This window comes from Arcobacter sp. CECT 8983, from assembly GCF_004118855.1.
Lineage (GTDB): Bacteria > Campylobacterota > Campylobacteria > Campylobacterales > Arcobacteraceae > Halarcobacter.
The window spans coordinates 85,135-98,290 of the sequence record NZ_PDKF01000003.1; the positions used below are offsets into that span (position 1 = coordinate 85,135).

Here is a 13,156-nt window from a genome sequence, read left to right on the forward strand (position 1 = left end):
AATAAATAAATGAGTAATGTAGAAAAAAAACTATTTATACAAACGCTAGGGTGTCAAATGAATGACACTGATAGCCAACATATAATTGCTGAATTAAAAGAACATAAAAATTATACAACAACAGATCAGATGGAAGATGCTGATTTAATTATTATTAACACATGTTCTGTAAGAGAAAAGCCAGTTCAAAAACTGTTTTCAGAGATTGGACAATTCAATATTAAAAAGAAAAAAGACGCTAAGATTGGAGTTTGTGGATGTACAGCTTCACACTTAGGTCAAGATATTATAAAAAGAGCTCCATATGTAGATTTTGTAGTTGGAGCTAGAAATATTTCAAAAATCAAAGATGTAGTTGATAAAAAAGGTTCAGTTGAAATTGATATTGACTATGATGACTCAACTTACCAGTTTGCACAAAATTCTAATTCCTTATATAAAACATCTGTGAATATTTCTATTGGATGTGATAAAGAGTGTACTTATTGTATTGTACCTGCAACAAGAGGTGATGAGATTTCTATTCCACCTGAAATGATTGTAAAGCAAGTTGAAAAAGATGTAGCAAAAGGTGCAAAAGAAGTAACTTTATTGGGGCAAAATGTAAACTCATATGGAAGAAGATTCTCTGATGGGAGAGCTAAAACAAACTTTACTAAACTTTTACAAGAGGTTTCTAAAGTAGAAGGTTTAGAAAGAATAAGATTTACTTCTCCACATCCTTTACATATGGATGATGAGTTTATAGAAGAGTTTTCAAAAAATCCAAAAATATCTAAATGTATTCATATGCCTTTACAAAGTGGTTCTACTAAAGTATTAAAAGCTATGAAAAGAGGATATACAAAAGAGTGGTTTTTAAATAGAGCTAAAAAGATTAGAGATTTAGTTCCAAATGTAAGAATTACAACAGATATTATTGTAGCTTTTCCAGGTGAGTCTCAAGAAGATTTTGAAGATACAATTGATGTAATCAAACAAGTTAAATTTGATCAAATCTTTAACTTCAAATACTCTCCAAGACCAAATACTAAAGCTTTAGAATTTAAAGATTTAGAAATAGAAGATGAAATTGGTAGTGCAAGACTTACAGAAGTTATTGAACTACATAAATTACATCAAAGTGAATTAATGGACTCAAATGTTGGTAAAACTGTAGAAGTTCTATTTGAGTCTTTAAAGCCTAATGGTGAGATTGCTGGTTTTACAGATAATTATTGTCAAGTATTTGTAAAAGGAAGTGATGAATTATTAGGAGAAATAGTAAAAGTAAAAATAACTGGCGCAACAAGAACTGCACTAAAAGGTGAAATTATAAGCTAATGAAAGCATTCTTAATAACAAGAGTAGTGCCTTTTATTTTACAATTATTTGTAAGGTTTATTTACCTTACAAGTAAAAAAGTTTTTCACCATCCAAAAATAGATGAAAATGAATCATTTGTAGTCGCTTTTTGGCATGGTGAACTTTTAATGCAACCATATAATTATAAAAAATTAAAGCCAGCTGGAAAAGTAAGTGCAATGATAAGCCAACACAAAGATGGTGAAGCTATTACTAGAACAGTTGAGTATTTAGGTATTCATTCTATTAGAGGTTCTAGTAGCAAAGGTGGTGCAAAAGCATTAATTGCTGCAATTAAAGAGATAAAAGCAAAAAATGATATTGCCATAACTCCAGATGGACCAAGAGGTCCTAGACATTCTGTTGCAGATGGAATAGTGGCTATTTCAAAGAAGACTAATGCTAAAATCTTAGTGTTTAATTGCAAAGCTACAAAATATTGGCAGTTTAACTCTTGGGATAAATTTATAGTGCCTAAACCTTTTGGGAAATTAGAGTTTTTTATTGAAGAACCAATTGATATTTCACAGATGGAAATGGATGAAGCAAAAGCATTTATAAAAGAAAAAATGTTAGTTAATGCTATGGATTAAAGGTAAAGTTCAAAATGTTTTCTAAAGAATCATTATATATAAATGCAATAAAATATACTAATCAGTTAAAAATTAATTATAAAAAACTTAATAATAATGACATAGTAGAAACTAACAGTTCTACTTTTATTGCAAAAGATGATATCTTAGGAAGAGATATTGCTACAAAACTTAATAACCATGCTTCAGAGATAAATAATACATATATTTCTAGTTTACTAATTGCAGATGATACAATACTTTTAAAAAAGAAAAGTCCAAGACCTAAAGATTATGAAGTAACAGTATTAAATAATGACTATAATATTGCTATTTCTAAAAACAATCTTTTTGAAACTAGAAACTATTTTGAAAAATGTGGAGTAGATTATATCTTCTCTGCTTATCATATTTTAAATCTTCATATAGAACAAAATCCTTGTAATAATAATTTAGTAGTTTTACTTTTTAATGACCAAGCATTTTGTGTAGTTTTAAATGAAAAGAATGAGATTATATTTAATAAAAAAATTAATTTAACTGCCTTTGATGATATTAAGAAGAGTAAATTTTATGAAAATGAAGTATTAGGGCAAAAACTTTTTGATGAAGTATATGTTTTAGAACTAAATGAAGCTATTCAAAATACAATTGAAGAGTTTTATGCAAGTAGCAAAAATGTATTTATAGAAAGAATTTCACTACTTTATAATATTAAAATTTTAACAAATGACCAAGTAAAACAAATGAGTGATGAGTTCATGATTGATACAACTTATCATCCAATTTCAGTTGATGAAGAGCTATTTGAGTTATCAAAAGATAACCATACTCATAAAAGCTTTATAAAACCAAGACCTAAACCTACAAACACTTTTAGAAATTTTGTATTTGCATTAGCTATTTTTGCTGTAGTTTTTGCTGCAAGTGCTTTTGTATTACCATATAAAAAATGGTTAGGATTTGAAGATAAAAAGATAGAGACTAAAACTGTTGCAAAACCTAAAGAAATAGTTAATAAACCTATTAAAAGAAAAGTTGTTCTTCCAAATCATATGCAGATAAATTCAGAACTTGAATTTAAAGTTTTAAAAGCTTTAGAGGTTATTCCTTATGATATGGTTTTAACTGAGTTAACAGTTGATGATGATAAATTATTACTTGATGTAAATATGTTAAATAAAGATACTTTTATAAAAGTTATAAAACCTGAACTACAAAAAGATTATAAAGAAGTTGATATAAGTTTTAAAGAGAGTAAGAAACCTGTTTTAAAAGCTACAATTAATGTAGAAGGTTTTAAAGATAAAAAGCAAATAGAAACAAAAGAGTATAAAGATGTTTATTTAAAAAATGAGTTTATGTCTATTATAACAGTAACAGAACAATTAAAAATGTTGTTCCCTAAAAATACTAGTGTAAACTTTAAATCTAGCTCTAAAGAGAATAATATAAGCTTTGATTATCTTGTAAATGTTTTAATTCAAAGTCCATTAGAATTCTTTAGAATAATAGAAATTTTAAATAATGAGATGTATTCTATAAATATCAATTATCCTGTTAATTTTGTTAAAACAGAAGCAGGTATTGAAGTAGAGTTTATCTTACAGTTTAATCAACCAAAGTAGTTGATTAAAACTGCATAATAAATCTAACTCCATCTTGGAAATTTTCTATTTTTAGGTTTCCATTGTAACTATTTTTGATTACTAATTTAACCATATATAAACCAACACCTGTTCCTTCTTCTTTTGTAGTATAGTATGGGTCAAATATTTTTTCCAAGTTTTCTTCTTCTATTCCCCCTGCATTATCACTTACAATAAGATAATTCTTTTCATCTTTAGAAAAAGTGATAAGCTCAATTTTCCTATCATTTATGCCTCTTTCTTCAAAGGCTTGTATTGAGTTTGTAATTAGATTAATTAAAACCTGAGATAACTCCATATCAATACCACTTAAAGTGTAGTTAGAGAGCATTTGAGTTTCTAAGGCTACATTTGCTTTTTTTATTTGAGAACCAAGTAACTCTTGTGTACTTTCAATAACTTTTTTAATTTCAAATTTATTTTTATTTTTATCTGGATTAAAAAAACTAAGAAAACCATCAATTGTATCTCTCATGTAGTGAATTTGTTTTTTAGTATTTTGAGAAAATTCATCAACCATTTCATCGTTTAACTCATTGTATTGGTAAGCAAACTTTATGTCATCACAATAAATTGATAAGACATTTAAAGGTTGTTTTAGTTGGTGTGAAATCACTCCTATCATTTCTCCAATACTAGCCATTTTTGTATTGTGAACTGCAAGTTTATTTGCTTTTTCTAGTGATGTTCTTATTTGTTTATTTTTATTAAAAAGGTCAATATAAGATTTTAATTTTGAAGTTAAAAGAACATCATCAATTGGTTTTGAAATATATTCAATAGCTCCTAAATCATAACCTTTCTTTTGATATAAATCTTTATCATAAATACCTGTAATAAAAATAACTGGGATATCTTTTAATTTATCTATTCTTTTAATATATTCTACAAACTGAAAACCATCTATATCTGGCATTTGAATATCACAAAGTATTAAATCAATATTTTCTTGCATAAGAATATTAATAGCGGCATTTGCATTTAGTGCAGAGTGAATATTTATGTCTAAATCTTCAATTAACAGTTCTAAAGAGTATATATTATCTTGAACATCATCTAAAATTAAAACAGAAAATCTATTTTCCATAACATATCCTTTTTTCATATTATCTAAAATTATATTCTAAAATGATACTATAATAGTATTTTTTATATATATAATAACTTTATTAATATTTTAAAGGAGTAGAACTTCAAGGTTCTTAAAAAGATGCTAAACATTATTGATAAATTTAGAAATAGTATTGGTTCAAACTTATTTAATAGAGTATATCTTACATACTTTGTTTTTGTATTTTTGTTTGTTCTTTTTCAAATTTTTACTGAATATAAAAATGAGAAAAAAAAGATTGAAAAAGTATTTACAAAAATTGAAACTGTATATAAAAGTATTTTGATAAAAAATATTAAAGATAAGAATGTTAAAGAACTAAATAATATTTCTAATGCCATAGAAGAAACAACAGATATTGCTGGTATATCTATTATTGAAAGTAAACAAAGATTTATATATCTTCATGGAGTTGTTTCCTCTGATATAGAAAATATAAAATCAATAATTAGATTGCCTGATTTACAGTATGAATTCTCAAATGATTTATTGACTCATGGAATAGGTATTACTATAAATGAAAGAGAATATTTTATTTTCTTATTTATAGAAGAGAATGAGATTTTTAAGAATATGGAAGAATCAATATTCTTAATTCTTTTAAATATTTTGGCAAGTATGATTGTCCTTGGAATTTTATTTTTAATATTCTCAACAAAACATTTAATTAAGCCTTTAAATAAAATAATTGATGCAACTAAGAAATTTGACGTTGTAGAGCATGAAGTAATTGAAATAAAACTAGAAAGTAAAGAAAAAAATGAGTTAGATACCTTAGCTAAAACATTTAATAAAATGTCAAAAAGAATTAATGAAGCCTATATTAATATGCAACAGTTAACAATGATTAGGGAGATTCAAAAAAATAAACTAGAAGAACAGAAAAAAGAACTAGAAGATGCTAATAAATCAAAAGATGATTTTATGGCAAATATGAGTCACGAATTAAAAACACCATTAAATTCTATTAATGTAATCAGTAATGTAATGATGAAAAATAAAAGAGGTGTTTTAAATGAAAAAGATATAAAAAACTTAGAAATTATAAATAAATGCGGAAAAGACTTATTGTTTTTAATAAATGATGTTCTAGATCTTTCTAAACTTGAAGCTGGTGAAATTATATTAAACAATGATAAGCTTGATTTAAAAGAGTTAGCTGATGGCATATATGATATGTTTAATTTACAAGTAAAAGAGAGAAATATTGAGTTTACATATCATATAGATGACTCTTTAGATTTTATCTTTAGTGATAAAGACAGAATTAGCCAAATTATAAAAAATCTTCTAAGTAATGCTGTTAAATTTACTGAAAAAGGGCAGGTTAAATTTTTAGTTTTAGATGATGAACCAAATATAAAAGTAGTAGTTGAAGATGATGGAATAGGGATATCAAAGGATAAATTAGAACATATCTTTGATAGATTTAAGCAAGTAGATGGAAGTACAACTAGAAAATATGGTGGTACAGGATTAGGGCTTGCTATTTGTAAAGAGTTAAGTAAATTATTAGGTGGTGATGTATTCGTCGAAAGTGAAGTTGATAAAGGCTCAACATTTACTTTAGTACTTCCAAAAAATAAACATCTTTTAGAAGGAATGAATTTTTTAGAGATAAGTTCAAATAAAGAAGATTCAGATTCACAAAATAGAATAAAAGAAGACATAATTGTATTAAATAATGACCCTATTGTTTTCTTTAATTTAGTCATTGAGTTAAATAAAAATTATAAAGTTTTACAGGCATTTTCTTTTGATGAATTAAAGACTTTTATTGAAAGAAAAGAAAAAGTTGTTGTAGATATTGATAATTTATCAAAAGATGAAATAGATTTTATAATCGCAAATTTTGAAGGTAAATTAATATTTATTTCTGAAAATGAGTTATTAGAAGAGTATAAAAAGCAAGTATTTGATTTTGTTAAAAAACCATTAACTGAAGAGTTAATTTCAAAAATATAACATAATCTTTAAAAAGGATTTATCATGATTGAGAATAAAGAAGAACTGAGAAGTTTAAAAATTTTATATGTTGAAGATGAAGATTTAGCAAGGGAAAAATTAGGAAAATTTTTACAAAGAAAATTTGATAATGTAGAACTTTGTGCAAATGGATTAGATGGCTTTTTTGCCTTTGAAAAGGCATATAATAGCGGTCATAAATTTGATTTAGTAATTAGTGATATAAACATGCCTAAGATGGATGGCCTTGAAATGTTTGAAAAGATAAAAGAAATAGATAATAAAATTCCTTCTATGCTGATTACTGCAAGAACTGAAACTGAACAATTATTAAAAGCTATCTCTTTACATATTGACAGTTATATTTTAAAGCCAATAGATTTAACAGTAATTGATGAAAAGCTAAATAGACTTTGTAGTGATGTTTTTTATAAAAAGAATTATGAAAATCAAAAGAAAGAGCTACAAACTTATTTAGATATTTTAAATCAAGAAGCAATAGTTTCAAAAACAGATTTAAGTGGAAAAATAACTTATGTAAATGATGGTTTTTGTGTTGTTACTGGATATGAAGAGAGTGAATTACTTGGTAAATCCCATAAGTTAATAAGACATCCTGAAGTTCCAAAAGAGTTTTTTAAAAATCTGTGGGAAACTATCCAAGATGGTAAAATCTGGAGTGGAACCTTTAAAAACCAAGCCAAAGATGGTTCAACTTTTTTTGTAAATACCAAAATTATTCCTATCTTTGATTCTTCAAGTAAAGATATTTCAGAGTATATAGCAGTTAGATTTTTAGTTACAGAAGATGAACTGAAAAAAAGAGAAAGCTTTAAAAAATATATAGAACAAGTATCTCAATATAAAAGAGCTATTAGTGGTTTAAATAAAGAAAAAGAAGAATTAGCAAAAAGAGTTGTAGATCTTACAACAATTAATTCTACTTTGGAAACAAAAGCACAACAAATAGAAATAAAAAGAAAACAGTTGTTAAGTCAATTAGAGGCTTATGAAAAAAACAATCTAGAGTATGACAAAGTAAATCTTATGACTAGACAAGATAAAAGTAAACAGTTTGATCAAATGTATAAAGCTTTAAATACTTTAAAAAGTGTAAATAAAAGACAAGAAAAAGCTATGAAAGGTCTAGAAGAGATGTTACAATCAAAAAAAGATGATTTAGACCATTATATAAAAAAAGATTTAGAAAATAAAAAAAGAATAAATGATTTAAGAGATTTAGTTACAAATTTACAAGAAGAGAATGAAGAGATAAAAAATCAAAAGAAAAGTCTATTTTAATAAGATAAAAGTTACCAAACTTTTATCTCATTATAAAGAGAGTCTCTTTCAACTGGTGTAAAGCCAGAGTTTTTAATTAAATCAACAAACTCTTCAAGGGGCATACCATTTGCACTTTTTGCTCCTGCTGCACTTTGAATTGATTCTTTTTCAATTGTTCCATCTAAATCGTTTGCACCAAACTCTTGAGCTAGAAGGGCTAATTTTACAGTTGAAGTCACCCAATAAGCTTTTATATGGGGAATATTATCTAAAAGAATTCTAGCAATAGCCATAGTTTTTAAAATCTCTTGACCAGTTAAAAACTCTTTTACTTTTAAATAGTTATTCTCTTTTTGATATACAAGAGGAATAAAAGCATTAAAACCATTTGTTTCATCTTGTAAGTCACGTAGTCTTAATATATGGTCTATTCTGTGTTCCCTTGACTCTACATGTCCAAACAACATTGTTGCATTACTTTCATGTCCTGCTTTATGCCAAAGTCTGTGTATATCAAGCCATTGCTGAGAGTTAACTTTCCCTCCACAGATTCTTTTTCTAACCTTTTCATCAAAGATTTCAGCTCCACCACCTGGCATTGAATCAACACCACTTTCAATCATTTTTTCAATAATTTGCTCATAACTTAGATTATATTCTTGCGCTAAAAAATGTATTTCTGCTGCAGTTAAAGCTTTTACATGAATATGAGGAAAATCTTTTTTGATTTTTTTAAAGATATCTAAATACCACTCTAATCCTGTATCAGGATTATGAGCAGATACAATATGTACTTCTTTAATACCATTTTTAGATGAGTTTTTAACTGTTTCTAAAATTTGTTCATGTTGCATTGTGTATGGATTAGGGTTTTTTCTACTTGCACTATAAGCACAGAATTGACATACATCTTTACAAATATTTGTTGGATTTATATGTCTATTTATATTAAAATAGGTTTTATCTCCATGTTTTTCTCTTCTTATATCATTTGCAATTGATGCTAATTCAAAAAGGTCTAAATCATATAGTTTTATCGCATCTTCATATTCAAGTCTTTGTTTATTTTTAATCTTTTCTAAAACACTCATATTCTCTTCTTAGTTTAATTTATTTACAGTCTATATCTTTACTATATTTTCCATGGTTACTTCTATGTACAAAACCAATACACTCTTTATTTAAACTTTTATCAAAAAAAGTAACTTTGTAAACAGTACTTTTAATTTTAGTTTCTTTATCTTCAACACTCATTCTGTTTACTACTTGTATATCTGAAATGTTTTTGTGACCAAGAGTACTTAATGCTTCTTCCATTTTTAAGTTTTTTGTAAATGTTATAAATGCAAAACCTATAATAGTAACAATAGACATGATTACAATTATAACAATAGTTTTTTTAGGAAGTCTTCTAACTTCTATATTATGGCTCATATGTAAACTCACTTAAAGGTTTAAATTTATCGTCTTTACTATCATAGTAATCGATTTTTGCAGTTTGAATGTCATAATACCATCCATGAACTTTAATTCCACCTTCATTTAATAATCTTTTTACATCTGGATAAGTTAGAAGGTTTTCAAGTTGATATCTAATAGAGTTTCTTTCAGTTGCTCTATACATCTCTTCTTCTGTAGTAAACTTTTTATTTTTTAATGTTCTTTCTTTAGCTTTATATCCAAGTTTTAACCATGTTCTAACATGAATCAATGAATCAGTAATTGGAATATCTTCATATAAAGATTTGCAAGCTCCACAATGAGAGTGTCCACATACAATAATATGTTTTACTTTTAAAACAGCAACTGCATACTCAATAGCAGCAGCACTACCGTGATAGTCTTCATCATGTTTATATGGAGGTACAAAATTTCCTACATTTCTTAAAATAAACATATCTCCAGGTTTTGAGTTTAACATTAAATCAGGAGTAACTCTACTATCAGAACAACCAATAAATAAAACTTCTGGCTTTTGTCCATTCAGGACTAAATCTTTTATCCCGTCCTCTAACTCCAAATATTGAGAGTTTCTGAACTTTTCATTTCCTTTAATTAATTCGTTTAAAATCATTCTACCTTCCTAAGTCTTTTATAACAACTTGATTTTCTTTAGTTACTACTGTAACTTTTTTAACAGGGTCTTTTTCAGCATCATCTACAACTCTATATTCAACAAGATAATCTACTTGATGACAAGATACTATAGATGTAAGTTTTGAAAGTGCTATACTTTCACAGTTCTTCATATTTACGAAATTATTCTCATTTGCAAAAGTTGCAACACATAATGCAAGAATTAAAAGTAGTTTTCTCATTTTGCTTCCTTTAAAAAATTACAAACATACTCTAAATCATTTTGTTTTATATCAGTTTTTGCAATAAGTCTTATTATTGCACTTTTTACCGTTGGTTGCCTGATTGCTCCTACTAGATAACCTTCTTTTTCTAATTGTTGTTGCAGGTCTAAAACTTTTTTATTATCTGCAATTTGTACAGGAATAATCAAACTTTGTGAATTTAAATTCAAAATACTATTTACAATATTAAGGTTTAAAGAAATCTTCTTTTTTATTTTAACCTTGTTTTTTTGTATGTATTTTAAGGCTTCATGACCTGAAACTATATCAAATAAAGATGGTGCTGTTGTGTAAATTATAGCTTTAGCTCTATTAACAAGAAAATCAATTATTGTTTTAGATGCTAAAATATAAGCTCCATAACTGCCATATGCTTTTCCTAGTGTACCCATTTTTATATGATTTTCTCTAGGAGGAATTTTATATAGATCAAATATTCCAAGAAGATTATCTCCTAAAACACCAGAAGAATGTGCCTCATCAACTATTAATAGAGCATTTTTTTCATTTGCAAAATCAAAAATCTCTTTAGGGGCTAAATCACCTTCCATAGAATAAACACCTTCTATAGCAATAATTCTTCTTCCCTTTACTTCTTTGTTTTCAAATTTTTCTTTTAGGTCTTGGCAATCGTTGTGCTTAAAAATAACAACTTGGTTTTTATTTAGAAGTCTAGTTGCTAACATACCACTTGCATGATAGTTTTCATCGATAAATAAAACATCACCTTTTCTAACAAGTGCTTCAATCATAGAAATATTTGCTAAAAAGCCACTTCCAACAACAACAGCATCTTCAAAGCCATTATATTTTTTTAAATCATCTTCAAAATCTTTATGAAGTTGAGAATATCCTGTTACAACAATTGAAGCTTTGGGTGAAGTAAATTTTTCTTTGTGAAGTTTTTTGTATGTATTTTCAAAAATTTCTTTTTGAGAAGCAAGTCCTAAGTAATCATTTGAAGCTAAATCAATTAGATTTGTATCAAAAACTTTTCTAGTACGATACCTATTAGCTTTTTTTATTGAGTTCAACTCTTTTTCGTACAATAATTACTCCTAATAATTTCACAATTATATACAAAAATTTTTTAAAAATTGTTAAATTTTTTCATAATGCTATTGTTTTGCTACAGTGAGTGGTTATAATTTCTTCACCTACTAATTAAACGTCCTTCATAGTAGATAAGAAGAGTGCAGATTTATATCTCACTCTTTTTTTATTTACTTGCAAATTAAATCATATTAAATTGTAACTTCTAAACTTTTTTTAACAATCAAATTTGCAGTTTCTTGTTGAGCATGAATAAAGTTTCTAATACTTAGATTTTTTAAATATTTCTTTTCTTTAATAGAATCAATTTTTACTATTAAGTTTACATTTTCATCATATTTTAAAAGAGCTTCACAAATTAAAGCTTTTTTAGTAAGATTACTTAATGTTATTATAACACTTGAGGCATTTTCTATTTGTAAAGACTCAATAACAGGAAGTTTTTCTAAGTGTCCAAAGTATGCCAGATATCCTTTTTTTCTTGCTAATAATACATGTTTTAAGTTATCTGAAATAATTACAAATTCTCTGTATTCTTTTTCTAAATCCCTTGCAATGATTCTTCCTAAAGTTTCATATCCACAAATCACAATGTGATTGTTTTTGTTAATTGGTGAAATTTTATCAGATTCATAAAACTCAGTAATAACAAAAGAAGAGAGTTTATAGATATTGTTTACAATAAAAGGAGTTAATATCATAGATAAAACAGTAACTAAGATAAGAAAATTACTTAACTTTTCTTCTAATAGACCATTTGATGAAGCTAAAGCAAATACTGCAAAAGAGAATTCACCAATTTGACATAGAGCTAGAGCTGATTTAACTGAATCACTTTTGTTTGAATCCATTTTAATAATGAAATAAATAACTAAGCCTTTAATAGCCATTACTAAAACTAAAACAATAAGTAAGTATAAGATATTTTCTACAAAATATGAAATATTTATTTTGGTACCAATAGAAAAGAAAAAAGTTCCTAGAAGTAAGTCTTTATAACTTGCAATATCTGATTCTACTTTTATATGATATTTTGTTTCTGCAATAATCATCCCTGCAATAAATGCACCTAATGAGTATGTGAAACCTAACTCATGGGCTAAAAGCGAAGCTCCTAAAACTATTGATAAAACAGAAGCTAAGAACAGTTCTTCTATTTTAGTATTTGTAGATAGCTGTAATAAATATCCCATTAATTTTTTACCAATTGTGAACATAAAAAGAATAATTAATAGTGCAGAAATAAAAGTTTTTAATAAAATAGTTTCAATTGAACTTCCACTTGTTGATAAAAAAGTAATTAAAAGTAAAATAGGAATAACTGCTAAATCTTGGAAAACTAAAATTGCAGTTGATTTTTCTCCATAAGGAGTATATATATCTTTTGATTGTTTTAAGTAACTTAACACAATAGCTGTTGAAGATAAAGAGAAAGCTAAAGCAATAACTAAAGAAGAGGTAGTGTCAAGATTATATACAAACTTAGTAATCAAAAATATAATTACTGCACTAATTGATACTTGAAAAAAACCATTTGCAAAAAGAAGTTTTTTCATTCTTTTTATTTTTTCTAAAGGCATTTCTAGCCCAATTGTAAACATTAAAAAGACTATACCAAACTCTGCTACTAATTCTAATGTATGTAAAGTGCTTTTTTCATCTAAATTAAATAGTGAAGCAATAATAGTACCTGTTAGAATATATCCAATTATGTGTGATACTGATAATTTTTTTAATACTAAGTTTAGAACAGTTGCAAGTGCAAGTGAAACAAATAATATAAATAGTGTATTTTCCATGATTGAATTTTATCTTAAA

Annotated in this window: 12 protein-coding genes; 5 read left to right on the top strand and 7 right to left on the bottom strand. The window is 26.2% G+C overall.

The window, feature by feature from the left end; genetic code table 11:
* Positions 1-9 precede the first annotated feature (9 nt).
* Genes miaB through CRV01_RS02550 form a run of 3 tightly spaced genes read left to right on the top strand, consistent with a single transcriptional unit; the run spans position 10 to position 3,544 of the window.
* The gene (gene miaB, locus CRV01_RS02540) at positions 10-1,323 is read left to right on the top strand and encodes a tRNA (N6-isopentenyl adenosine(37)-C2)-methylthiotransferase MiaB (RefSeq protein ID WP_129006681.1); all 1,314 of its coding nucleotides are present in this window, start codon (positions 10-12) and stop codon (positions 1,321-1,323) included.
* Positions 1,323-1,937, top strand: a complete 615-nt coding sequence (locus CRV01_RS02545; RefSeq protein ID WP_129006682.1) for a lysophospholipid acyltransferase family protein — start codon at positions 1,323-1,325, stop codon at positions 1,935-1,937. Before miaB ends, CRV01_RS02545 begins: the two co-directional genes overlap by 1 nt.
* A gap of 14 nt (positions 1,938-1,951) precedes the next feature.
* Complete coding sequence (locus tag CRV01_RS02550; RefSeq protein WP_129006683.1) at positions 1,952-3,544, top strand: hypothetical protein; 1,593 nt, start codon at positions 1,952-1,954, stop codon at positions 3,542-3,544.
* A gap of 4 nt (positions 3,545-3,548) precedes the next feature.
* On the opposite strand, the gene CRV01_RS02555 is transcribed toward CRV01_RS02550, so the two are convergent.
* Positions 3,549-4,652 carry a sensor histidine kinase gene (locus CRV01_RS02555; RefSeq protein ID WP_129006684.1) on the bottom strand — a complete coding sequence of 368 codons (1,104 nt, stop codon included), beginning with the start codon at positions 4,650-4,652 and terminating at the stop codon, positions 3,549-3,551.
* A gap of 123 nt (positions 4,653-4,775) precedes the next feature.
* On the opposite strand from CRV01_RS02555, the gene CRV01_RS02560 reads away from it, so the two are divergent.
* Together CRV01_RS02560 and CRV01_RS02565 are read left to right on the top strand one after the other, a co-directional pair.
* Positions 4,776-6,641, top strand: a complete 1,866-nt coding sequence (locus CRV01_RS02560) for a HAMP domain-containing sensor histidine kinase (RefSeq protein ID WP_129006685.1) — start codon at positions 4,776-4,778, stop codon at positions 6,639-6,641.
* Positions 6,642-6,665: 24 nt separating this feature from the next.
* Positions 6,666-7,943: a response regulator gene (locus tag CRV01_RS02565; protein ID WP_129006686.1), complete on the top strand. Its 1,278-nt coding sequence runs from the start codon at positions 6,666-6,668 to the stop codon at positions 7,941-7,943.
* An 11-nt stretch (positions 7,944-7,954) separates the two neighbouring features.
* On the opposite strand, the gene mqnE is transcribed toward CRV01_RS02565, so the two are convergent.
* The 6 genes from mqnE to CRV01_RS02595 all read right to left on the bottom strand — a co-directional run bounded on the left by mqnE (position 7,955) and on the right by CRV01_RS02595 (position 13,137).
* Positions 7,955-9,016: an aminofutalosine synthase MqnE gene (gene mqnE / locus CRV01_RS02570; RefSeq protein ID WP_129006687.1), complete on the bottom strand. Its 1,062-nt coding sequence runs from the start codon at positions 9,014-9,016 to the stop codon at positions 7,955-7,957.
* A 19-nt stretch (positions 9,017-9,035) separates the two neighbouring features.
* A complete protein-coding gene (locus CRV01_RS02575) occupies positions 9,036-9,359 on the bottom strand; it encodes a hypothetical protein (RefSeq protein ID WP_129006688.1) in 324 nt (107 codons plus the stop codon).
* Entirely contained in the window at positions 9,349-9,999 is a 651-nt protein-coding gene (locus CRV01_RS02580; protein ID WP_129006689.1) for a carbonic anhydrase, read from the bottom strand. Before CRV01_RS02580 ends, CRV01_RS02575 begins: the two co-directional genes overlap by 11 nt.
* 1 nt (position 10,000) lies before the next feature.
* The gene (locus CRV01_RS02585) at positions 10,001-10,243 is read right to left on the bottom strand and encodes a fibronectin type III domain-containing protein (RefSeq protein ID WP_129006690.1); all 243 of its coding nucleotides are present in this window, start codon (positions 10,241-10,243) and stop codon (positions 10,001-10,003) included.
* Positions 10,240-11,334: a pyridoxal phosphate-dependent aminotransferase family protein gene (locus tag CRV01_RS02590; RefSeq protein ID WP_129006691.1), complete on the bottom strand. Its 1,095-nt coding sequence runs from the start codon at positions 11,332-11,334 to the stop codon at positions 10,240-10,242. Before CRV01_RS02590 ends, CRV01_RS02585 begins: the two co-directional genes overlap by 4 nt.
* Before the next feature lie 195 nt (positions 11,335-11,529).
* A complete protein-coding gene (locus CRV01_RS02595; protein ID WP_129006692.1) occupies positions 11,530-13,137 on the bottom strand; it encodes a cation:proton antiporter in 1,608 nt (535 codons plus the stop codon).
* Positions 13,138-13,156 lie beyond the last annotated feature (19 nt).

What these genes read in the sequence shown, in the direction of transcription:
- CRV01_RS02545 (WP_129006682.1), top strand. Translation starts at nt 1,323, where the DNA reads ATGAAAGCATTCTTAATAACAAGAGTAGTGCCTTTTATTTTACAATTA.
- CRV01_RS02550 (WP_129006683.1), top strand. Translation starts at nt 1,952, where the DNA reads ATGTTTTCTAAAGAATCATTATATATAAATGCAATAAAATATACTAAT.
- CRV01_RS02555 (WP_129006684.1), bottom strand. Translation starts at nt 4,652, where the DNA reads ATGGAAAATAGATTTTCTGTTTTAATTTTAGATGATGTTCAAGATAAT.
- CRV01_RS02560 (WP_129006685.1), top strand. Translation starts at nt 4,776, where the DNA reads ATGCTAAACATTATTGATAAATTTAGAAATAGTATTGGTTCAAACTTA.
- CRV01_RS02565 (WP_129006686.1), top strand. Translation starts at nt 6,666, where the DNA reads ATGATTGAGAATAAAGAAGAACTGAGAAGTTTAAAAATTTTATATGTT.
- miaB (WP_129006681.1), top strand. Translation starts at nt 10, where the DNA reads ATGAGTAATGTAGAAAAAAAACTATTTATACAAACGCTAGGGTGTCAA.
- CRV01_RS02575 (WP_129006688.1), bottom strand. Translation starts at nt 9,359, where the DNA reads ATGAGCCATAATATAGAAGTTAGAAGACTTCCTAAAAAAACTATTGTT.
- mqnE (WP_129006687.1), bottom strand. Translation starts at nt 9,016, where the DNA reads ATGAGTGTTTTAGAAAAGATTAAAAATAAACAAAGACTTGAATATGAA.
- CRV01_RS02585 (WP_129006690.1), bottom strand. Translation starts at nt 10,243, where the DNA reads ATGAGAAAACTACTTTTAATTCTTGCATTATGTGTTGCAACTTTTGCA.
- CRV01_RS02595 (WP_129006692.1), bottom strand. Translation starts at nt 13,137, where the DNA reads ATGGAAAATACACTATTTATATTATTTGTTTCACTTGCACTTGCAACT.
- CRV01_RS02580 (WP_129006689.1), bottom strand. Translation starts at nt 9,999, where the DNA reads ATGATTTTAAACGAATTAATTAAAGGAAATGAAAAGTTCAGAAACTCT.